This window comes from Amycolatopsis sp. AA4 (assembly GCF_002796545.1).
Taxonomy (GTDB): domain Bacteria; phylum Actinomycetota; class Actinomycetes; order Mycobacteriales; family Pseudonocardiaceae; genus Amycolatopsis.
Genome location: NZ_CP024894.1, coordinates 2,184,563 through 2,204,400, shown reverse-complemented (window position 1 = coordinate 2,204,400; position 19,838 = coordinate 2,184,563). Strand labels below are relative to the sequence as shown.

The window sequence follows — 19,838 nt, the reverse complement described above, 5'->3', positions numbered from 1 at the left end:
CCGTGATCATGAAGCTACCGGCCTAAACCGCGCGCGCTCCGTCCTGCCACACTTCCCGAACGTTCCCCGCCAGAGCCGGGAAATCGTACACATCGCCCGAAACGACCACGAGATCCGCGCGATATCCGGGAGCCAGCCGGCCCAGTTCGGCGTCCTTGCCCAGCAGCCGAGCGGCCGACGACGTGGCGGCGACCAGCACGTCCGCGGGGCTCATCCCGGCCGAGCGCATCAGTTCCAGCTCTTCGAGGTTCGTCCCGTGCGGGCCGACGCCGCTGTCGGTGCCCATCGCGATCCGGACCCCGGCTTCGGCGGCCCGGCGCACCGAATCGAGGTGGACCTCCGCGACCTCTTTCGCCTTCTGCACCACCGCGTCCGGCAGGGCGGCACCGGCGGCGGCCGCGCGGATGACGTTCACCGGGGCCACCAGCGTCGGGACGAGCCAGGTGCCGTGCGCGAGCATCAGTTCGATCGCTTCGTCGTCGAGGTAGATGCCGTGTTCGATCGACCGGATCCCGGCGCGGACGGCGTTCTTGACCCCCTCCGCGCCCTGGGCGTGGGCCATCACCGCGCGGCCCTGCATGGTCGCTTCGGCGACCAGGACGTCCAATTCCTCCGGCGTGAACTGCGAATGCCGCGGATCGTCCCGAGGAGACAGCACGCCACCGGTCGTGCAGACCTTCAGCACGTCGGCCCCGGCGCGCAACAGCGTCCGTGCGACTCGGCGCATCTCGTCCGGTCCGTCGGCCAGCGCGCTCGGGCGGCCGGGGTGCGGGAGCGACAGCGGAACGCAGTGCCCGGACGGCATCCATCCGTCGCCGTGCCCGCCGGTCGGGCTGATCAGGCCGATCGCGATTTCCAAGCGGGGACCGGGAATCAGGCCGTCCGCGACCGCCTGCTTGATGCCGAGATCGGCCCCGGCGGCGTCGCGGACCGTGGTGATGCCGAGCTTCAGCGTCGTCCACAGGTTCCGGGCGGCCTCGTAGAACTGGTACGAGAACGGCTTCTGCACCCGCTGCAGCAACCCGAGGTCGGACACCGTGACGTGCACGTGGCAGTCGAACATCCCGGGCAGCAGCGTCGCTCCGGCGCAGTCCACCGCGCGGTCGCCGTCGAGGCCCGTGCCGACCTCGACGATCCGGCCGTCCTCGACCGCGACGTCCGCCGGCGCGGGCGCGCTGCCCGCCCCGTCGAACACCGTGCCGCCGGTGAAAAGGGTCCGCGTCATACCGGTTCTCCTGTCTGCACAACGTCTCCGGACCGGGTCACGGCCCGTTCGATGGCTGCCGCGATCGCGAGCACGACCACGTTAACGGCAAGCCCGACCAGCCCGACGTTGACCGTGCCGACGAGTTTCGGGTCCACGAAGGTCAGCCAGATCACCACGACCTCGCCCGCGAGCAGCCCGGCGAACACCGGGGCCTTGCCGACCGGGACCTTCTTCAGGAAGCCCAGCAGGTTCGCCGGGGCCAGCTGCACCGATCCGGAGTACGTGAGCAGCAGCAGGTTCGCCAGCAGGTCCGGCCGGAAGATGCCGAGCACCAGGGCCAGCGCGCTGGCCAGCACGACCGTCCCGTGGTTGATCCAGAACTGCTTGCGCTCGCTGCGCACCCGGGTGATGTTCCGTGCCACCAAAGAGGAAATGCCGATCAGGATGCCCGCCGCGGGCACCATCGCGGTGGCCGTCGCGGCGACGACCACGAGGCCGGTGACCCAGCCCGGCAGCGCGTCCTTGCTCAGCGTCAGCAGGACGCCGTTCGGGTCGCTTCCTTTGGGCACCACCAGGATCGCGGCGAACCCGATGATCATCGGCAGCAGCAGGCACAGCTCGTACACCGGCATCCAGGTGTAATTGCGGCGCAGCACCTTCGGGTCGCGCGCGGACATCAGCGCGGGCCAGGTGTGCGGCAGCGTCATCAGGCCGACGCCGATCGCGCTGACCAGCATGCTCGTGATGAACCACGTGTGGTCGTTGGACCCGGCGTGCACGAACAGCTTCTCCGGATGCAGCTGGTCGATCTTGTGGAACACCCCGGACACGCCGCCGGCGAAATGCGCGGGCACCGCGATGATCAGCACCACCAGGACGACGAGCATGATCGCGTCCTTGAAATACGAAGTCGCCGCGACGCCGCGCAGCCCGGCCCACAGCACGAACGCGACCACCAGCACGCTGCCCGCGATCATGCTGAGCGTGCCGGACGCGTGGTCGCCGGTCACGAGCCGGACGATCAGCCCGAGCCCGGTGATCTGCAGCTGCAGGTACGGCAGCACGAACACGACGCCGAGGATGGCCGACACCGTGCCGAGCGCGCGGCTCGAGTACCGGTCCTCGAGGAAATCGCCCTGGGTCAGGTAGCCGCGTTCCTTGCCCATCCGCCAGATCCGCTTGGCGAGGAAGAACAGGACCACGTAGGCGATCGGGACGTACGGCAGCGCGTACATCGCCGCGACGCCGCCGGAGAACGCCAGCCCGGCCATGCCGAGGAAGGTGAAGGTCGTGAAGACCTCGCCGGCCTGCAGGAACCACATGGTCAGCGCGCCGAACTTCCGGCCGCCGACGGTCCATTCCGCGAGGTCCGCGGCGGGACGGCGGCGGCCGACGAAGCCGAGCACGCCGATGAGCAGGATGCCGGCGAGAGTGAAGGCGAGGATCATCGTCAATCCTCCTCGCCGCTGCGGGACAGGAGCCGTTCGGACAGCAGCAGGGCCGGGGTGAACATCAGACACCAGAAGGCGCCCCAGACCATCATCTTCGGCAGGCCCAGCCACAGGCCGGAGGAGTTGACGAAGGGCAGGAACGGCATGAGGACGAGAGCGACTACGGGGACGATCGGGGGGAGGTAGTAGCTGCGCATGGGCACACGTTGCCAGAAGACGTGTCGCTCGGCAGGTTGGTTTGATACCCCCCGACCTCGGGGTTCACCGGGGACGGGTCGAGGAAGGATGAACATGGCCGAATCAGCGCGCCGGGTGGGCTTCGTCGGGCTCGGGAGGATGGGCACGGCGATGGCCGGTCGCCTCGTCGACGCGGGGTACGACGTCACCGTGTGGACCCGCAGCGCGGGCAAGGCGGACGGCTTGGCGGCACGAGGCGCGACCGTCGGCGAAACTCCGGAGGACGCGATCGCCGCTGGGACCGTCTTTTCCATGCTGAGCGACGAAAACGCGGTGCGGCAGGTGTTCACCGCCGAGCGGCTCCGGTCCGCGCCGGAGGGCTTTATTCACGTCAATCACGCGACGATCAGCCCGGAGGCGGCCCGCGAGTTCGCCGCGCAGGGCGGGCGGTACCTCAGTGCGCCGGTGGTCGGCCGCCCGGAGGCGGTGGTGGCCGGAAAGCTGACCCTGCTGGTGTCCGGCGACGCGGACGTCCGTGCCGAAATCGCGCCGATGCTCGCCGCGCTCGGACGGCGGGTCTGGGAGTTCGGCGACGCGGCCGACGCCGCGCCGACGGCGAAGATCTCGGTGAACTACCTGATCATCCACGCGTTGCAGGCGCTGTCCGAGTCGATCACGATGCTGCAGCACGCCGGATTGGACGCCGGGCAGTTCGTCGACCTGATCAACGATTCCGTCTTCCCCGGCGCGGTTTACCGCGGCTACGGAGACGCCATCGCCGCCAGCGCCTACACGCCGCCGGGATTCACCGCAGCGCTGGGGCTGAAGGATCTGAAGCTCGCGTTGTGCACCGCCGGCGAGCTCGGCGTCGAACTGCCCACCGGGCCGGTTCTGCGGGACGTATTCTCCACCGCGGTCGAGCAGATCGGCGCGGACCTCGACTGGGCGAGCATCGCCGAGGTGACCCGGCGGCGCTCCGGCGGCGAGCCGTCCTGAGGAGCCGCCGAACGAAGGAAATTTCCCCGGCACCCGGAGTAACCCGGTCGTCCCGGGAACCCGCGCGGGTGCCATCGCGGGAGCCCCATCGCCCGCTTGAGCAGCACCCCTTCGGGCATGCACAGGAGGCATGGTGGGGGCAACCCCAGGACGATCCGTCGGGTCTGCAGGTTTCCCGTCGGGGCGCCGCGCCGCAATACTCGCCCGGGTGACCACCGAAAAGCTCGTCCTCCCCTCGCCCCCACGGCCGGGAAGCGACTTCGCCCGGCTCTGCCGCCGGATCACCGACGCCGGTCTGCTCGACCGGCGCCCCGGCTACTACACCGCTCGAATCTCGCTCGTGACCGTGCTGTTCGCGGGAGGCTGGGTCGCGTTCGCGCTGCTCGGCGACTCGTGGTGGCAGCTGGCCGTGGCCGCGTTCCAGGCGTTCATGTTCGGGCAGATCGCCCTGCTTTCGCACGATCTGGCGCACCGGCAGGTGTTCCGGACGCGCCGTCCCGCGGAGATCGCCGGGCGGCTGGCCGGCAACCTCGGCATCGGGATGAGCTACGGGTGGTGGATGGACAAGCACACCCGCCACCACGCCAACCCGAACCACGAGGAGCTGGACCCGGACGTCGACCCGGACATCCTCGTCTGGTCCCAGCGCCAGGCCCGCGAGGCGCGCGGCCTGCCCCGGTTCGTCGGACGGCACCAGGCGCTGCTGTTCTTCCCGCTGCTCACCCTCGAAGGTCTCAACCTGCACTGGTCCGGCATCCGCGCCGTCGCGCGCCCCGGCCTGCGCCGCCGCGGGCTCGAAGCGGCGCTGCTGGTCACCCACCTGGCGGTCTACCTCGCCGCGCTGTTCATCGTCCTCCCGCCCGGTCTCGCACTGCTGTTTTTCGCGGTCCACCAGGGGCTGTGGGGCGTCTACATGGGTTCGATCTTCGCGCCGAACCACAAGGGCATGCCGACGCTGACCGGCCGCCCGGAGCTGGACTTCCTCCGCAAGCAGGTGCTCACCTCCCGGAACGTCGCGGGCGGACCGGTGATCGACGTCCTGCTCGGCGGCCTCAACCACCAGATCGAGCACCACCTGTTCCCGAGCATGCCGTCGGTGCACCTGCGCCGCGCCCAGCCGATGGTGGAGGCGTACTGCGCCGAGATCGGCATCCCCTACGTGCGCACCGGCTTGGTCTCCTCGTACCGGCAGACGCTTCGGCACCTGCACGAAGCTGGGGCCCCTCTCAGGAACGCTTCGTAAACTCGGTGGCATGAGCTTCCGGGCAGTCACTCCGGCGGCCTTCGGCGCGAAGGCCGCCGGAGCTCGTGCGGAACGGATGCGCCAGTCCCCGCAGTACGCCGACGGCGTGTTCCACAACGCCGCCGCCACTCGCGCGACGCCCGCCTCCCCCGGTGCCCTCGTGCGCGAGTTCTTGTTCGGCGAGGACCGCGCCCGCCGCCGTCCGGGCGGGGCGGTCCCGCTGGTTTCCGCGCCGGCCGCCACCGCAGCGGACGGGCTTTTCCTTACCTGGTACGGACATGCGTCCACCCTGGTGGAGATCGACGGCGCCCGGGTGCTGTGCGATCCGGTGTGGGGCGAGCGGGTTTCGCCGACGACGTTCGCCGGTCCGCGACGGCTGCACGCGCCCCCGGTTTCCCTGCGCGAGCTGGGCAGGCTGGACGCGATCGTGATCTCCCACGACCACTACGACCACCTGGACCTGCCCACCGTCCAAGCCTTGATCGCGCTGACCGACGCGCCGTTTCTCGTCCCGCTCGGCGTCGGCGCGCACCTTGAACGGTGGCACGTCCCGGCCGCGCGGATCATCGAACTCGACTGGCACGAGGACGCCGTCGTGGCCGGGATCCGGTTCGTCGCCACGCCCGCGCAGCATTTCTCCGGCCGCGGCCTCGCGAACGACAGCACGCTGTGGGCGTCGTGGGTGCTCGCCGGGCCGGAGCATCGCGTCTACTACAGCGGCGACACCGGGTACTTCGCCGGTTTCGCCGAGATCGGCGCGAAGTACGGTCCGTTCGACGCGACGCTCATCCAGGTCGGCGCGTACGCCCCGAACTGGCCGGACATCCACATGACGCCGGAGGAAGGCGTCGCCGCGCATCTGGACGTGCGCGGCGGGCTGCTGGTCCCGGTGCACTGGGCGACGTTCACGCTGGCCATGCACACCTGGTCGGACCCGGCGGACCGGGTGTGGCGGGAGGCGAAGGCCAACGACCTCCCGCTCGCGATCCCGAAACCCGGACAGCGGATCGACGCCTCCGCCCCGCCTCCCGTGGACGGGTGGTGGCAGACCCTGGGCTGACGGGCGGTTCCCCCGTCCGTCCGCGCCCGGACCCCGCCGCGCTGATCGACGCCGTCACGCACGGCCCCGACTGGCGCGCCGACGACCTGCTGCGGGCCTCCGAACGGACTCAGCTCCGCGTGATCCGGACTGGTGGTCCCCCGGATGCATTGACCGTGCTGGGATTGCTCGGCCGCACGGCCCTCGTCCGCCGGTCCGCGCTCGCCCGCCTCCGCTAGGCCGAAGCGAGCGAGGACCCGAACTCGATCCGGTGCCGATGCAGGTCCCCGAACATCTTCTCCGGGCTCATCACCGTCTTCATCATCACGGGCATCAGCAAGTCGCGCACGATCCGCGCGACCGGCCCCGCGGCCTTGTCGTTGTTGATCTTCGCCGCCCGTGCGATGATCCGTTCGACGCGTTCCCGCCGGGCCGCTTCGTACTGGGCGAAAGCCGTTGCCACGTCCGGAGCGTCCCGCAGCGCGCGAGCGAGTTCGAGGGAACTCTCGACCGCCTGCGAAGCGCCCTGTCCGGAACTCGGCGACGTCGGATGCGCGGCGTCGCCGACCAGGACGACCCGGCCGCGGTGCCACGTCCGCACCGTCGGGATGTCCTCCAGGATCCCCGGCTGGCCGACGTCTTCCGGCTTCAGCAGGGCGATGATGTCACGCGCCGGAATGTCGTCCGCGTGCCGTTCCCGCAGCACCGAAAGCCAGTGCTCCGGCGACGCGGACTTCGCCTCAGCCGGATCGGCGGCGGGAACGTTGCTGAACCAGAGAATCTCGTCCGCGTCGACGAAATACCCGAAGAACGCGCGCTTGCCGAAGGCGAAATGCTGATAGTTGCCGGTCGTCGGCAGTCCCGGGTTGCGGATCCAGCCGCCGAGGCCGAGCAGTCCGGTGTAGCGCGGAGCGGGCGCTGCCGGGTCCAAAGTGGACCGGACCGCCGACCGGATGCCGTCCGCGCCGATCAGCACGTCCGCCGAAACCGAGGAACCGTCCGCGAAGTGCGCGAGCACCTGGTCCGGCTTGTCCTCAATGGACTTCAGCCGCTTGCCGAATTCGACCGTGATCCCCCGGCGCAGCGCTTCGTCCATCAGCGCGCGGTACAGCCGGTCGCGGCGCAGCAGCAGGCTCGACGGCAGGTCCGGCAGTCCGTCGAATCTGCCGACCACGCGTCCTTTGTGGTTCTGCATCACCATTCCCGGCACCTCGATGCCGACCGCGGCCACCGCGTCGTCGGCGTCGATCTGGCGCAAAGCGTTGCGGCCGTTGGGAGACAGCGTCAACGCGCTGCCCACTCCGTCCGCCGCCTTCGGATAAGCCTCGTACACGGCGGCTTCGATTCCCGCCCGCTGCAACGCCATCGCGGTCGTCGCCCCGGCGATGCCGCCGCCGATCACTGCTACGTTCATGATTTCCCCTTGAAGTAGGTTTCCCACGCCTGCCGGTAGTCCTCCCCGGCGACCGACTCGGCGAGCCGTTCGACGAAGCCGCGCTCCGCCTCGACCTTCGTGAGCCGGTAGTCCTCCTCGACCAGGAACCACCAGGCGAGCCCCTGCTCCCGCCCGGCGTCGAGCGTCGCGCGGATGTCGTCGGCGATCGCCGCGAGCGCGACGAGCCGCTGCTGGAGCAGCTCGTGCACCTCGTCCGCGGGCAGCACCACGAACAACGACAGCGCCGCCCCGAACAGCGGGTACTCGGTGGCCGGTTCGGCGACGAGCTCGCGCATCCAGTCGAACAGCTCGAGCCGCCCGGTGGGCGTGATGGCGTAGACCGTCCGCTCCGGGCGCGCCGAATCGCGCAGCGTCTCCTGCGCCGCGATGAACCCGGCCTTCTCCAGCTGCCCGACCACCATGTACAGCGAGCTGCGGGTGTACTTGAAGTCCCGCTCCTTGCCGTAGTCCACGAACCGCCGGGCCATCTCGTACGGATGCATCGGCTCCTCGAGCAAGCCCGCCAGCACGGCCAGCCCGAGCGGATTCCCCACCACGCGTCGTTTCACCACTGCTCCCTTAGTCAGGATCGACTATACGCGGAGGAGTAGTTGATGTCGACTATCAGTTCGTGGGGTAGGAAGGACCTATGAAGCTCAAGCTCGATCTTCACGACATCTACAACCGCGGCGGGGAGATCGACCGGGCGCTGCGCGCGGTCATCGACGAGGCGGTCGCGAAGAAGGCGCCGCTCGTAGAGATCATCCCGGGCAAGGGGTCCGGGCAGCTGAAGAAGCACGTGCTGCGGTTCCTGGAGCGCAAGGACGTGAAGGCGCTCTACCACCGCGTCGAGAAGGACAAGGACAACTTCGGGCGGGTGTTCGTGCACTTCCGCTGGAAGTAGCGCGAGCACCCGCCCGAAGCGGCAGAGGTCAGAGCCAGTCGTCCGGGCGGGGCCAGGGCATCAGCGCGGTGAGCGCGTCCGGCACCGGTTCGGTGACCGTGTAGCGGCCGCGGTGGAACAGCAGCGGGCGGGCGTCGGACGTCTCGCCCAGTGCGGTCACGCGACCGACCACCACGTAGTGGTCCCCGGCCGGGTGGACCGCCTGCACCTCGCAGTCCACCCAGGTCAGGGCCCCGTCCAGCAGCGGCGCGCCGGACGGCGCGGGCCGCCAGGAGACTCCGGAAAACTTGTCGCCGCCGCGGCGGCCGAATTCGGCACAGACCGCCTGCTGGTCTTCGGCGAGCACGTTCACCGCGAACGTGCCCGCCGCGGCCAGCGCGGGCCAGGTGCGCGACGTCCGGGCAACGCAGAACAGCACCAGCGGCGGGTCCAGCGACAGCGCCGCGAAGGACTGGCAGGCGAAACCCACCGGTCCGGTCGGCGCGACGGCCGAGGAATCCTCGACGTACCCGGTCACCACGGTCACCCCGGTGCAGAAGTGGCCCAGCACCTCGCGAAACCGGTCCGACACAGCCTCGGGGACGGCGGCTGTCATTGCGCGCCTACCGAGAAATCGTGGCCCCACAACGAAACCGCGGTGCTCTCGCGAGCGATCCACGCCTCGTCCTCGACCTGCCGGCCCTCGCAGCCGAACTCGACGTCGAAGCCGCCCGGGGTCTTCATGTAGAACGACAGCATCAGGTCGTTCACGTGCCGGCCGAGCGTCGCCGACATCGGGACGTTCTTGCGTTTCGCGCGGTCCAGGCACAACCCGACGTCGTCGGTCTCCTCGACCTCCACCATCAGGTGCACGATCCCGCTCGGCGTCGGCATCGGCAGGAACGCCAGGCTGTGGTGCCGCGGATTGCAGCCGAAGAACCGCAGCCACGCCGGGTCGCCGTCGGCCGGGCGGCCCACCATCTGCGGCGGCAGGCGCATCGAATCGCGGAGCCGGAAGCCGAGCACGTCCCGGTAGAACCTCAGTGCGGCCTCGTTGTCGTGGGTCGACAAAACCACGTGCCCGAGGCCCTGCTCGCCGGTGACGAACCGGTGGCCGTACGGGCTCACCACGCGCCGGTGCTGCAGCGCGACCCCGTGGAACACCTCCAGCGTGTTGCCGGACGGATCGGTGAAGCTGATCATCTCCGCGACGCGGCGGTCGGCCAGCTCCTCAGGCGTGCCTTCCTTGTACGGCACCGAAGCCGCGTCGAGCCGGGCGCGGACGTCGTCCAGTTCCGCGGCGTTGGCCGCTTCCCAGCCCGCCTGCGCCAGGCGGTCCTTCTCCCCCGGCACGATCACCAATCGCGCCGGGAAATCGTCCATGCGCAGGTAGAGCGCGTTCGGGTCGGTGCCCGAACCCTCCACCATGCCGAGCACCTTCAGCCCGTAGACGCGCCAGGCGTCCATGTCGGTGGCTTCGATGCGCAGATATCCCAGCGAACGGATAGCCATCACGAACTCCCGAGGAAGTCGAGGGCGAGTCGGTTGAACTCGTCGAACTTCTCCAGCTGCGCCCAGTGCCCGCAGCCGCCGAACACGTGCAGTTGCGCACGCGGAATCGTCTTCAAGGCCAGCATTGCGCCGTCGAGCGGGTTGACCCGGTCCTCCCGGCCCCAGACGAGCAAGACCCGTTGGCGCAGGCGGTACGCCTCGCGCCACAACATGCCTTCCTCGAAGGAGTCCGGCAGGCTGAAGGACTTGCCCATCGCCCGCATCGCCGCGAGCGACTCCGGCGAACGCGCGATCTCGAAGCGTTCGTCGATCAGCTCGTCGGTGACCAAAGCCTGGTCGTGCACCATGATCCGGAGGAACGCTTCCATCCGCTCCCGCGTCGGGTCCCCGGCGAACTTCGACAGCAGCCGCACGCCTTCGGTCGGGTCCGGCGCGAACAGGTTGACGCTCAACCCGCCCGCGCCCATCAGCACCAGCCGTCCGGCACGACCGGGATGGTTCAGCGCCAGCCGGACCGCCGCGCCCGCGCCGAGCGAGTTGCCGACGAGGTGCGCCTTTTCGATGCCGAGCCGGTCCATCAGGCCGACGATCGCGTCCGAACTGTGCCGGAAGTACTGCGGGTGGTCGGTCGGCTTGTCGGACCGGCCGAACCCGGGCTGGTCGATCGCCAGCGTGCGGTAGGACTTGCCGAACACCGGCAGGTTCCGGCCGAAGTTGCTCCACGCCGAGGCACCGGGACCGCCGCCGTGCAGCAACAGCACCGTCTCGACGTTTTCGGCGCCGGATTCGTGGTAGTGCAGGCGAAGCCCGCCCGCGGTGTCTGCATAGGAACCTTCGGGCGTCATCAGACCATCGCATTCTCGACGGGCAAGCCGAACTCGCCGGTGCCGAACATGACGTACGCGCGTTCCGCGTCGTTCGCCGCGTGCACCCGGCCCGCGTGCGCGTCGCGCCAGAACCGCTGGATCGGCGTGCCCCGCTGCAGCGCGCGGCCGCCGGAGTTCTCGAAAAGCCGGTCGATCGCGGAGATCGCCCGCTCGGTGCCGCGCACCTGGTCCCGGCGCACCCGCAACCGCGTGCTGAACGGCAGCTTCTCGCCCTTGCAGGCCAGCTGGTACAGCTCGTCGATATTGTGCGTCAGCTGCAGCCAGGCCGCGTCGATCTCGCTGCCCGCCTCGGCGATCCGCACCTTCGAGAACGGGTCCTCTTTGGACTGTTCGCCCGCGTAGGCCGCCCGCACCCGCTTGCCCTGGTGCTCCACGTGCGCGTCGTACGCGCCCTGCGCCATCCCGATGATCGGCGCGGTGATGGTGCTCGGGTGCACGGAACCGTACGGCAGCCGGTACAGCGGCCCCGGATTGACTTCCTGCCCCGGCGTCTTGCACTTCGACGTCGCCATGAAGCTCAGCGCGCGGTGCTTCGGCACGAACACGTCGTCGACGACGATGTCGTTGGACCCGGTGCCGCGCAGCCCGACCGTGTCCCAGACGTCCACAATGGAGTAATCCGAGATCGGCACGAGATACGTGCAGAAGTCCACCGGCTTGCCGTCGGCGAACGCCGGCCCGCCCAGCAGCACCCACGTGCAGTGGTCGCTTCCGGACGAGAAGCTCCATCGCCCGGACAGCCGGTAGCCGCCCTCGACGACGGTCGCCTTGCCCATCGGCGCGTACGAAGAAGAAATCCGCACGTCGTGGTCCTCGCCCCACACGTCCTCCTGGGCCTTCGCGTCGAACAACGCGACGTGCCACGGGTGCACGCCGAGAATCGACGCGACCCAGCCGGTGGACCCGCAGGCGCTCGCGATGAGCTTGACCGCGGTGTAGAAGGTGACCGGGTCGGCTTCGTAGCCGCCGTACGGTTTCGGTTGCAGCAGGCGGAAAAATCCGGTCTCCTGCAGCGCTTTCACTGATTCGGCGGGGATCCGACGGGCGTCCTCGGTCTCCTGTGCGCGTTCCCGCAGCACGGGAAGCAGGTCGCGCACCCCCGCGATCACGGCAGCCAGCTCGCTCATCGGCCGTCCTCTCTCGCTCGACACGCTCAAGACTAGAACACGTTCTCGTTTTTGTCGACGCGGTCCGCCCCGCGCGCGCCGTGCAACCCAGCCCGGCGACCGGAAAACACGCAGTCGGCCAGCGAAAGTCCGCTCACATACGACCTGGAACAGATTCCCACCGCGGTGCGCCCGGCAGCGTAAAGCCCGCGTACGCCGGCCACCGCGCCGGTGTCCTCGTCGACCACCAGGCCGCCAAGCGTCAGCATCGGGCACGGGTAGCCGAGGTTGGGTTTCACCGACACGTCGATCAGCGAGTACGGCGGCGTGTCCAGCGGCCGCGCGAAGTCCGCGGGCTTGCCCGCCGGATCGGGACCGCGCTGGTATTCGGCGTACGTCGCCGCCAGCCCGGCCGGGTCGATCCCGGCCCGCTTGGCCACTTCTTCGAGCGTCCCGCCGGTCACCCGGCCCTTGCCCAGCAGGTACCGCAGCTGCAGCGTCGCGAACCATTGGCCCTGCTTGCGCCCGTCCCGGCGGGCTTCGGCGACGATCGGCTCGTCGACCAGCAGCCAGCCGCGTCCGCCGTGTTCGGCGATCATGCGTTCGCCGATCGCCGCGCCGTACCGGGATTCGTCGATGATCCGGCGGCCGTCCGCGTCCACCAGCAGCCCGCCGAGGAACGCCGTCGGCGGCGTGAGAAAACGCCACGCCGACACCCGGTCCAGTTCCGCCGTGCGCCCGCCGACCTCGACACCCATCCGGATGCCGGAACCGTCGTCCGCCGACGTCCCGAGATCCAGCCCGCCGCGATACGCGGGCGCGTGCTCGCGCACCATCGCCCGGTTCACGATGAACCCGCCCGCCGCCAGCACGACGCCCCGGCGCGCGCTGATCCGCAGCTCACGCGCGTGCTTGCGCTCGATCCGCTCGACCCGCTGGTGCAGCGACCGACGCATCGCGGGCACGTAGATGCCCGGCTTCGCCGCCCAATCCGCGAGCCGCGCGTGCCGCGCCCGCACCCACGACGGCGCGTCTCGCAAAGTGTGCGTGAGCACCCCGGTGACCGTGCCGGAGTCGTCGGTGATCAGGTTCATCGCCTGCGTCTGCGGCAGCACCTGCACCCCGCGTTCGCGAGCCGCCGCCAGCAACTGCTTCATCAGCAGCTTCCCGGATGTACCCGGCCCCTTGACCCGGTGTCCGCGCGGCGCGGGTTTCGCCACGTCGCGGAAGCCGCCGGACAGTTCGCTGCCGGAGTAGTACAGGTAATGCTTGTTGCTGGGATACGACGTCTTGTAGTCGCACATGCTGCCCTCGAACGGCACGCCTTGGCGCTCCAGCCACGCCACCAGGTCGACGCTTTCCTCGCAGAACCGCCGCAGCGTCCGTTCCGACACGACGTCGCCGGTTTCCATCCGCAGGTACGCGTACATCGCGTCGACGCTGTCTTCGACACCCGCGGCGCGCTGCTGCGGCGTCCCTCCCCCGGCGTAGACCACGCCGCCGCTCACGCGACTGGCCCCGCCGCCGGAAAACCGGTCCACTAGGAGCACGCTGGCGCCCGCGTCGGCCGCTTCGATGGCCGCGCACACGCCGGCCGCGCCGGCTCCGATGATCACGACGTCCGCCCCGAGCTCGTCCATAGTCCGCCACCCTAGAACTGGAACACGTTCTCGTCTATGGTGACGGAAGTGGCCCCGAGCAGGCCAGCTTTAGCCGATAACACGTTGCATGTGAGGTGGCATGTCGGACGAGTACGACGTGGTGGTGGCCGGCAGCGGCGCCGCCGGGATGACCGCCGCGCTCGCCGCCGCCCATCGCGGGCTTTCCGTGGTGGTGCTGGAAAAGGCAGCCTGCTTCGGCGGTTCGACCGCCCGCTCCGGCGGGGGCGTCTGGCTGCCCGGCAACCACGCGCTGCGGGCCGCGGGCATCGAAGAACCACCCGAACGCGCGAGGCAGTACCTGGAGTCGATCGTCGGCGACGTGGTGCCGGAGCAGCTGCGCACGACCTTCCTCGACCACGGTCCCGAGGTGCTCGAGTTCGTCACCCGGAACACGCCGCTGGAGTTCAAGTGGGTGCCCGGGTACAGCGACTACCACCCGGAGGCGCCCGGCGGACGTCCCGGCGGCCGGTCGGTGGAGCCCAAGCCGCTCGACGGCAAACTGCTCGGCGCCGACCTGGCGAAGCTCGAACCGCCGTACAGCGCGCCGCCGCTCGGCGTGCCGATCACCCAGTCGGACTATCGCTGGCTGAGCCTGATCGCCCGGCATCCGCGCGGATTCGCCCGGATGCTGTCGCTCGGGATGAAATGGCTGGCCGGACGCGTCCGCGGCCAGCAGCCGCTGTCCATGGGGCAAGCGCTTGCGGCCGGGTTGCGGAAGGGCCTGCGGGACGCCGGCGTCGAGGTTCTGCTCGACACGCCGTTGGTCGATCTGCGGGTGGAAAACGACGTCGTGACCGGCATCGTAGCCCGGCGCGACGGCGAGGAGACGCTGTTCCGCGCGCGGCGCGGGGTGGTGCTGGCCTGCGGCGGCTTCGAGCACAACGAAGAGATGCGCACCAAGTACCAGCGCGCGCCTATCGGCACCGAATGGACCGTCGGCGCGGCGGCGAACACCGGCGACGGGATCAACGCCGGGCTCAAGCTCGGCGCGGCGACCGACCTGATGGACGACGCGTGGTGGGGCCCGTCGTTCCCGCTCACCGGCGGTCCGTGGTTCGCGCTCGCCGAGCGCTCGCGGCCCGGCTGCCTGATGGTCGACTCGCGGGGCACGCGGTTCGTGAACGAATCCGCCCCGTATGTCGAGGCCGTGCACGCGATGTACGGCGACGGCGACGGACCCGGCAAGCACGTCCCCGCGTGGCTGGTGTTCGACCAGCGCTACCGCGACCGCTACCTGTTCACCGGTCTCGGCCCGCGGCAGCCGCTGCCCGGGCGTTGGTACAAGGCCGGGATCGTGGCGAAGTCCGCGACGCTGGCCGGGCTCGCCGAGAAGATCGACGTGCCCGCCGACGCGCTGGAGCAGACCGTCACGCGGTTCAACGGCTTCGCGCGCAAGGGCGTCGACGAGGACTTCCAGCGCGGGCTCAGCGCCTACGACCACTACTACGGCGACCCGCGCAACCGCCCCAACCCGAGCCTCGGCGAACTGGCCAAGGCCCCGTACTACGCGGTCCGCGTCGTGCCCGGCGACCTGGGCACCAAGGGCGGGCTGCGGATTGACGAGAAGGCCCGCGTCCTGCGCGAGGACGGCACGGTCGTGCCCGGCCTCTACGCGGCGGGCAACACCAGCGCGCCGGTGATGGGCCGGACCTACGCCGGACCGGGCGCGACCATCGGCCCGGCGATGGTGTTCGGCTACCTTGCGGCACAGGCGCTGGCGAACGAAGATCAGACCGGCACGGGAGGCAGGCAGTGACGCCGAAGAGCGAGGGATCCGAGATCCGCACGATCGACGCGGGGGCGCCCCCGGCGCGGTACGCCCGCGGCTGGCACTGCCTCGGGCTCGCCGAGAGCTTCCGCGACGGCAAACCGCACGCCGTGCAGGCGTTCGGCACGAAGCTCGTCGTGTTCGCGGACACCGCGGGCAAGCTGAACGTGCTCGACGGGTACTGCCGGCACATGGGCGGCGACCTGACGCAGGGTTCGGTGAAGGGCGACGAGATCGCGTGCCCGTTCCACGACTGGCGGTGGGGCGGCAACGGCAAGTGCAAGTCGATCCCGTACGCCAAGCGGGTCCCGCTGCGGGCGCGCACCCGGGCGTGGCAGGTGCTGGAGGAGAACAAGCAGCTGTTCGTCTGGCACGACCCGGAGGGCAACCCGCCGCCGGAGAACGTCGTGATCCCGCGCGTCGAGGGCGCGTTCAGCGACGAGTGGAGCAACTGGACCTGGGACTCGATCCTGATCGAGAACGCCAACTGCCGCGAGATCATCGACAACGTGGTGGACATGGCGCACTTCTTCTACATCCACTACGCCTTCCCCACGTATTTCAAGAACGTGTTCGAGGGCCACATCGCCACCCAGTACCTCAACACCAAGGGCCGCCCGGACATGGGCATGGCGTCCAATTACGGCGGCGAGGAAAACCTGCTGCGCTCGGAGGCGTCGTATTTCGGCCCCTCCTACATGATCAACTGGCTGGTGAACTCCTTCCAGGGCTTCGAAATCGAGAACGTGCTGATCAACTGCCACTATCCGGTTTCGCCGACGTCGTTCGTGCTGCAGTGGGGCATCATGGTCAAGAAGATGCCCGGCGTTTCCGACGAGCACGCGGACAAGATCGCGAAGAAGCTCGCGAAGGGCATCGGCGTCGGCTTCCTGCAGGACGTGGAGATCTGGAAGAACAAGACCAAGATCGACAATCCGCTGCTGTGCGAGGAGGACGGCCCGGTCTACCAGCTGCGCCGCTGGTACGACCAGTTCTACGTGGACGCCGCGGACGTCACCGAGGACATGACGCGCCGGTTCGAGTTCGAAGTGGACACCACGAAGGCCAACGAGGTGTGGGCGGCCGAGGTGCAGGAGAACCTGGCGCGCCAGCGGGCGGAGGCCGAGGCGGCGGCTCAGTCGGAGGAGGCTGGAGTGTGACGGCCGAAGCCACCGAATTCCTCACGTCCGGGCTGCGGCCGCACGAATGCCGCAGCTGCGGAACCTGTGTGCTGGTCAAGAAAAACAGCCTCAAGCACACCAGCATCCAGTGGACCACCGACGCGGCGACCAGCTGTCCGGTGTTCGCCGCGCACGCCGCTTCCGGCGGCACCACCGCGTTGCTGGACACCTGCGAGAAGCTGGCGGACAGCATCGACAGCGCGGTGCGCGACGGCGATTTCGGGCAGGTGCGCAATGACTGAAATCGTCACGCTCACCGTCGCCGAGGTGATCGAGGAAACCGCGGACGCCCGGTCCATCGTGTTCACCGTCCCGGACGAGCATCGGGAACGGTTCGCCTACTCCCCCGGGCAATTCCTCACGCTGCGGATTCCCAGCGACCAAACGGGTTCCGTCGCGCGGTGCTATTCGCTTTCGAGCGCGCCGCACGAGGGGCGGGTGCAGGTCACGGTCAAGCGGACTACCGACGGGTACGGCTCGAACTGGGTCTGCGACGAACTGAAGGCGGGCACGACGATCGACGTGCTGCGGCCCTCCGGCGTGTTCTGTCCGTCCTCTTTGGACGCGGATTTCCTCCTTTTCGCCGCGGGCAGCGGGATCACGCCGGTGATGTCGATTCTCAAGTCCGCACTGGAAAAGGGCGACGGCCAAGTGGTGCTCGTCTACGCGAACCGCGACGAGCAGTCCGTCATTTTCGCCGCCGAACTGCGCGAACTGGCCGAGCGGTTCGGCGACCGGCTCACCGTGGTGCACTGGCTGGAAACCTTGCAGGGCTTGCCGACCGTCGCCGCGCTGCGGGCGCTCGCCAAGCCGTACGTGGGGCACGAGGCGTTCCTCTGCGGCCCAGCGCCGTTCATGGCCGCCGCGCAGGACGCGTTGCGCGAACTCGGCGCGCCGCGGGAACGCGTGCACGTGGAGAAGTTCCACTCGCTCACCGGAAATCCGTTCGCGGACGAGCCGGAACCGGAGGACGAGACCGGCGGCGAGACCACCGCGCTCACCGTCGACCTCGACGGCGAGACCCGGCAGCTCACCTGGCCGCGGCAGCGCAAGCTGCTCGACCACCTGCTCGCCGAGGGTCTCGACGCGCCGTATTCCTGCCGCGAGGGCCAGTGCAGCGCGTGCGCGTGCCGGATCGTCTCCGGCGAGGTGAAAATGCTGAACAACGAGGTGCTGGACGCCGAGGACATCGCCGACGGGATCGTGCTGGCCTGCCAGTCGGTACCGTTGACCGACGAGGTGTCCGTCAGTTACGAGTGAGTGGAGAGCCCGTGCCCATCGACCCCGCGGTCGCGATCGGAGCCGATCTCGGCGAGGTCCGTTTCGCCTGGACGCCGTCCGACGTGCTGCTGTACCACCTGGCGGTCGGCGCGGGCGCGGATCCGGTGGCCGAGCGCGAACTGCGCTACACCTACGAACGCGACCTGCGCGTGCTGCCGACCTTCGCCACCGTCGCGGCGAACCTCCGCACGTTCGAGCCGCCCGCGCTGAACTTTCCCGGCGTCGACATCGACCTGGCGAAAGTGCTGCACGGCAAGCAGGAGATCGCCCTGCACCGGCCGATCCCGGCCGAGGGCAAGGCGGTCGCGCGCACCCGGATCGCCGACGTCTTCGACAAGGGCAAGGCCGCGGTGCTGGTGCAGGAGACCGAGGTCGCCGACGAGTCCGGCGCTCCACTGTGGACAGCCCGGTCCAGCATCTTCGCCCGCGGCGAGGGCGGCTTCGGCGGCGAACGCGGGCCGTCGGACAAGATCGAATGGCCGGACCGCGAACCGGACGCGGTGCTCGACGTGCCGACGCTGCCCCAGCAGGCGCTTCTGTACCGGCTGTGCGGCGACCGCAACCCGTTGCACGCCGACCCGGCGTTCGCCAAGGCCGCCGGGTTCGACCGGCCGATCCTGCACGGGCTGTGCACGTACGGCGTCGTCGCGAAGGCCGTGGTCGACGCGTTCCTCGACGGCGATCCCGAGCGCGTCTCGGCATTCGGGACGAAGTTCGCCGGCGTCGTGTTCCCCGGCGAAAACCTGCGCGTGCGCGTGTGGCGCGAAAACGGACGTCTGCTGGTCACGACCACCGCGTCGGAACGCGGCGACGCGCCTGTGCTGGCCGACACAGTGCTGACGCCCCGCTGAGCCTCGGGACCGTTATACCGTTGTCCCATGGCGGACGAGCGAGACGGCACCTTCTTCGTGGTGCGCGGGCCAGTCGAGCCGGGCGACAAGCGCGGCCGCGAGCTGGGCTTCCCCACCGCGAACATCGCGCTGCGCGACCAGCGCGGCGAACTCGGGGACGGGGTGTGGGCCGGCTGGGCGGAGCGCGCGGACGGCACGCGCGTGGCCGCCGCGGTGTCCGTGGGCCGCCGCCCGACCTACTACGGCGCCGACGGCTACCGGCTGGTCGAGGCCTTCCTGCTCGACTTCGAGGGCGACCTGTACGGCGAGCGCCTCACCGTCTGGCTCGGCAAGCACCTGCGGAACCAGCGGGGTTTCGATTCCTCGCAGGACCTGATCGACGCGCTGGGCCACGACGTCGCCGCGGCTCGCGAGTGGGTGGCCGCGCATCCGGCGGACACGCTGCCGAAGCTGGACGAACTCCCGCCGGACGGCGAAGTCCACCGGATCGGCTGAGTCAGATCCCCGCGAGCAGCATGACTCCCATGCCCGCGCCCATCACCGCGCGGCACAGCGTGCGCGACGCGTGTCCCGGCACCGTCGTGCCGCGCGACCGCATCGCCACCACGCCCGAGCGGACCGCGTCCGCCGCGAAGTAGGCCGCCGCGGCTATCGCGACCACCGGCCACGCCAGCCGGGTGTCCATTGTGGACATGGTGAGCCACGGACCGTGCCCCATGCCGTCGTGCGGCATCGCGGTGACCATGTACAGCATCGCCGCGGCCGACAGCGCGTGGTGCGCGCAGCCGTGTCCCTCGGCCCGGCCTCGCCACGCGGACCAGGCGAACCAGCCCGCGGTCAGCACCAGCACCGCCTGCCAGCCCGCGGCCGGGATCGGGCCGCCGACCGGGGACAGCATCGCGACCATCGCCACGACCAGCAGGAGCTCGGCGAGGTCGCCGTTGCGCACCCGGTGGCCGAGGCGGACGTAGTCGAGCCGCACCAGCCGCAGCACGCACGGCAGCGCCAGCAACGCGAACAGCGCGGTGAACATCCAGGCCAGCGGGACAGTCACCTCGGCACCTCACTCCTCCGGACACGCTGCGTCACACGGGCCTTACCACCGTGACACGCCCCAGGTCGCGGGCACCAGCCAGCAATGAGGTGATCCGCGTTGACCC

22 protein-coding genes are annotated in these 19,838 nt (G+C 69.8%); 11 read left to right on the top strand and 11 right to left on the bottom strand.

Features of this window, described 5'->3' with window-relative positions; genetic code table 11:
* Window positions 1–22: 22 nt before the first annotated feature.
* Genes CU254_RS10520 through CU254_RS10510 form a run of 3 tightly spaced genes read right to left on the bottom strand, consistent with a single transcriptional unit; the run spans window position 23 to window position 2,855 of the window.
* On the bottom strand, window positions 23–1,225 hold the full coding sequence (locus CU254_RS10520) for an amidohydrolase family protein (RefSeq protein ID WP_009075427.1): 1,203 nt from the start codon (window positions 1,223–1,225) through the stop codon (window positions 23–25).
* Window positions 1,222–2,655 carry a sodium:solute symporter gene (locus CU254_RS10515; protein WP_009075426.1) on the bottom strand — a complete coding sequence of 478 codons (1,434 nt, stop codon included), beginning with the start codon at window positions 2,653–2,655 and terminating at the stop codon, window positions 1,222–1,224. The genes CU254_RS10520 and CU254_RS10515 overlap by 4 nt, the downstream gene beginning before the upstream one ends.
* A gap of 2 nt (window positions 2,656–2,657) precedes the next feature.
* Window positions 2,658–2,855, bottom strand: a complete 198-nt coding sequence (locus CU254_RS10510) for a hypothetical protein (protein ID WP_037713222.1) — start codon at window positions 2,853–2,855, stop codon at window positions 2,658–2,660.
* Window positions 2,856–2,949: 94 nt separating this feature from the next.
* Between CU254_RS10510 and CU254_RS10505 the strand changes: the two genes are divergently transcribed.
* The 4 genes from CU254_RS10505 to CU254_RS10490 all read left to right on the top strand — a co-directional run bounded on the left by CU254_RS10505 (window position 2,950) and on the right by CU254_RS10490 (window position 6,352).
* The gene (locus CU254_RS10505; RefSeq protein ID WP_009075422.1) at window positions 2,950–3,831 is read left to right on the top strand and encodes an NAD(P)-dependent oxidoreductase; all 882 of its coding nucleotides are present in this window, start codon (window positions 2,950–2,952) and stop codon (window positions 3,829–3,831) included.
* 208 nt (window positions 3,832–4,039) lie between these two features.
* Window positions 4,040–5,074, top strand: a complete 1,035-nt coding sequence (locus CU254_RS10500) for an acyl-CoA desaturase (RefSeq protein WP_009075420.1) — start codon at window positions 4,040–4,042, stop codon at window positions 5,072–5,074.
* Between the two features lie 10 nt (window positions 5,075–5,084).
* A complete protein-coding gene (locus CU254_RS10495; protein ID WP_009075416.1) occupies window positions 5,085–6,134 on the top strand; it encodes an MBL fold metallo-hydrolase in 1,050 nt (349 codons plus the stop codon).
* Window positions 6,116–6,352 carry a hypothetical protein gene (locus CU254_RS10490; protein WP_158688004.1) on the top strand — a complete coding sequence of 79 codons (237 nt, stop codon included), beginning with the start codon at window positions 6,116–6,118 and terminating at the stop codon, window positions 6,350–6,352. The genes CU254_RS10495 and CU254_RS10490 overlap by 19 nt, the downstream gene beginning before the upstream one ends.
* Here CU254_RS10490 and CU254_RS10485 read toward each other — a convergent pair.
* On the bottom strand, window positions 6,349–7,527 hold the full coding sequence (locus CU254_RS10485; protein ID WP_037713220.1) for an NAD(P)/FAD-dependent oxidoreductase: 1,179 nt from the start codon (window positions 7,525–7,527) through the stop codon (window positions 6,349–6,351). The two genes, CU254_RS10490 and CU254_RS10485, sit on opposite strands and share 4 nt — an antisense overlap.
* Window positions 7,524–8,117 (bottom strand): PadR family transcriptional regulator, encoded by a 594-nt coding sequence (locus CU254_RS10480; RefSeq protein WP_199785862.1) that lies wholly within the window; start codon window positions 8,115–8,117, stop codon window positions 7,524–7,526. Before CU254_RS10480 ends, CU254_RS10485 begins: the two co-directional genes overlap by 4 nt.
* Before the next feature lie 80 nt (window positions 8,118–8,197).
* Here CU254_RS10480 and CU254_RS10475 point away from each other — a divergent pair, with 80 nt between their 5' ends.
* Entirely contained in the window at window positions 8,198–8,452 is a 255-nt protein-coding gene (locus CU254_RS10475; protein ID WP_009075408.1) for a Smr/MutS family protein, read from the top strand.
* Window positions 8,453–8,480: 28 nt separating this feature from the next.
* On the opposite strand, the gene hsaB is transcribed toward CU254_RS10475, so the two are convergent.
* Genes hsaB through CU254_RS10450 form a run of 5 tightly spaced genes read right to left on the bottom strand, consistent with a single transcriptional unit; the run spans window position 8,481 to window position 13,576 of the window.
* Window positions 8,481–9,047, bottom strand: a complete 567-nt coding sequence (hsaB, locus tag CU254_RS10470; RefSeq protein WP_009075406.1) for a 3-hydroxy-9,10-secoandrosta-1,3,5(10)-triene-9,17-dione monooxygenase reductase subunit — start codon at window positions 9,045–9,047, stop codon at window positions 8,481–8,483.
* Complete coding sequence (gene hsaC, locus CU254_RS10465; RefSeq protein ID WP_009075403.1) at window positions 9,044–9,943, bottom strand: iron-dependent extradiol dioxygenase HsaC; 900 nt, start codon at window positions 9,941–9,943, stop codon at window positions 9,044–9,046. The genes hsaB and hsaC overlap by 4 nt, the downstream gene beginning before the upstream one ends.
* On the bottom strand, window positions 9,943–10,788 hold the full coding sequence (gene hsaD / locus CU254_RS10460) for a 4,5:9,10-diseco-3-hydroxy-5,9,17-trioxoandrosta-1(10),2-diene-4-oate hydrolase (protein WP_009075401.1): 846 nt from the start codon (window positions 10,786–10,788) through the stop codon (window positions 9,943–9,945). Before hsaD ends, hsaC begins: the two co-directional genes overlap by 1 nt.
* Window positions 10,788–11,957: a 3-hydroxy-9,10-secoandrosta-1,3,5(10)-triene-9,17-dione monooxygenase oxygenase subunit gene (gene hsaA / locus CU254_RS10455; protein ID WP_009075399.1), complete on the bottom strand. Its 1,170-nt coding sequence runs from the start codon at window positions 11,955–11,957 to the stop codon at window positions 10,788–10,790. The genes hsaD and hsaA overlap by 1 nt, the downstream gene beginning before the upstream one ends.
* 32 nt (window positions 11,958–11,989) lie before the next feature.
* Window positions 11,990–13,576 (bottom strand): FAD-binding protein, encoded by a 1,587-nt coding sequence (locus tag CU254_RS10450; protein ID WP_009075397.1) that lies wholly within the window; start codon window positions 13,574–13,576, stop codon window positions 11,990–11,992.
* A gap of 100 nt (window positions 13,577–13,676) precedes the next feature.
* On the opposite strand from CU254_RS10450, the gene kstD reads away from it, so the two are divergent.
* Genes kstD through CU254_RS10420 form a run of 6 tightly spaced genes read left to right on the top strand, consistent with a single transcriptional unit; the run spans window position 13,677 to window position 19,173 of the window.
* Window positions 13,677–15,353, top strand: a complete 1,677-nt coding sequence (gene kstD / locus CU254_RS10445) for a 3-oxosteroid 1-dehydrogenase (protein WP_009075395.1) — start codon at window positions 13,677–13,679, stop codon at window positions 15,351–15,353.
* On the top strand, window positions 15,350–16,525 hold the full coding sequence (locus CU254_RS10440; RefSeq protein WP_009075393.1) for a Rieske 2Fe-2S domain-containing protein: 1,176 nt from the start codon (window positions 15,350–15,352) through the stop codon (window positions 16,523–16,525). The genes kstD and CU254_RS10440 overlap by 4 nt, the downstream gene beginning before the upstream one ends.
* Window positions 16,522–16,788 carry a hypothetical protein gene (locus CU254_RS10435; RefSeq protein WP_009075391.1) on the top strand — a complete coding sequence of 89 codons (267 nt, stop codon included), beginning with the start codon at window positions 16,522–16,524 and terminating at the stop codon, window positions 16,786–16,788. Before CU254_RS10440 ends, CU254_RS10435 begins: the two co-directional genes overlap by 4 nt.
* Window positions 16,781–17,806, top strand: a complete 1,026-nt coding sequence (locus CU254_RS10430) for a ferredoxin--NADP reductase (protein WP_009075389.1) — start codon at window positions 16,781–16,783, stop codon at window positions 17,804–17,806. The genes CU254_RS10435 and CU254_RS10430 overlap by 8 nt, the downstream gene beginning before the upstream one ends.
* Window positions 17,807–17,817: 11 nt before the next feature.
* Complete coding sequence (locus CU254_RS10425) at window positions 17,818–18,678, top strand: MaoC/PaaZ C-terminal domain-containing protein (protein ID WP_009075387.1); 861 nt, start codon at window positions 17,818–17,820, stop codon at window positions 18,676–18,678.
* Window positions 18,679–18,705: 27 nt separating this feature from the next.
* Window positions 18,706–19,173 (top strand): riboflavin kinase, encoded by a 468-nt coding sequence (locus CU254_RS10420; RefSeq protein ID WP_009075384.1) that lies wholly within the window; start codon window positions 18,706–18,708, stop codon window positions 19,171–19,173.
* 1 nt (window position 19,174) lies between these two features.
* On the opposite strand, the gene CU254_RS10415 is transcribed toward CU254_RS10420, so the two are convergent.
* On the bottom strand, window positions 19,175–19,711 hold the full coding sequence (locus tag CU254_RS10415; RefSeq protein WP_050788418.1) for a DUF5134 domain-containing protein: 537 nt from the start codon (window positions 19,709–19,711) through the stop codon (window positions 19,175–19,177).
* Window positions 19,712–19,838 lie beyond the last annotated feature (127 nt).

Bases quoted from the DNA above. Each gene is read 5' to 3' on its own strand.
- CU254_RS10510 (WP_037713222.1), bottom strand. From the start codon at position 2,855: ATGCGCAGCTACTACCTCCCCCCGATCGTCCCCGTAGTCGCTCTCGTC.
- kstD (WP_009075395.1), top strand. From the start codon at position 13,677: ATGTCGGACGAGTACGACGTGGTGGTGGCCGGCAGCGGCGCCGCCGGG.
- hsaC (WP_009075403.1), bottom strand. From the start codon at position 9,943: ATGGCTATCCGTTCGCTGGGATATCTGCGCATCGAAGCCACCGACATG.
- CU254_RS10495 (WP_009075416.1), top strand. From the start codon at position 5,085: ATGAGCTTCCGGGCAGTCACTCCGGCGGCCTTCGGCGCGAAGGCCGCC.
- CU254_RS10485 (WP_037713220.1), bottom strand. From the start codon at position 7,527: ATGAACGTAGCAGTGATCGGCGGCGGCATCGCCGGGGCGACGACCGCG.
- CU254_RS10430 (WP_009075389.1), top strand. From the start codon at position 16,781: ATGACTGAAATCGTCACGCTCACCGTCGCCGAGGTGATCGAGGAAACC.
- hsaB (WP_009075406.1), bottom strand. From the start codon at position 9,047: ATGACAGCCGCCGTCCCCGAGGCTGTGTCGGACCGGTTTCGCGAGGTG.
- CU254_RS10520 (WP_009075427.1), bottom strand. From the start codon at position 1,225: ATGACGCGGACCCTTTTCACCGGCGGCACGGTGTTCGACGGGGCGGGC.
- CU254_RS10420 (WP_009075384.1), top strand. From the start codon at position 18,706: ATGGCGGACGAGCGAGACGGCACCTTCTTCGTGGTGCGCGGGCCAGTC.
- CU254_RS10475 (WP_009075408.1), top strand. From the start codon at position 8,198: ATGAAGCTCAAGCTCGATCTTCACGACATCTACAACCGCGGCGGGGAG.
- CU254_RS10450 (WP_009075397.1), bottom strand. From the start codon at position 13,576: ATGGACGAGCTCGGGGCGGACGTCGTGATCATCGGAGCCGGCGCGGCC.
- CU254_RS10505 (WP_009075422.1), top strand. From the start codon at position 2,950: ATGGCCGAATCAGCGCGCCGGGTGGGCTTCGTCGGGCTCGGGAGGATG.
- CU254_RS10415 (WP_050788418.1), bottom strand. From the start codon at position 19,711: ATGTTCACCGCGCTGTTCGCGTTGCTGGCGCTGCCGTGCGTGCTGCGG.
- hsaA (WP_009075399.1), bottom strand. From the start codon at position 11,957: ATGAGCGAGCTGGCTGCCGTGATCGCGGGGGTGCGCGACCTGCTTCCC.
- hsaD (WP_009075401.1), bottom strand. From the start codon at position 10,788: ATGACGCCCGAAGGTTCCTATGCAGACACCGCGGGCGGGCTTCGCCTG.
- CU254_RS10515 (WP_009075426.1), bottom strand. From the start codon at position 2,655: ATGATCCTCGCCTTCACTCTCGCCGGCATCCTGCTCATCGGCGTGCTC.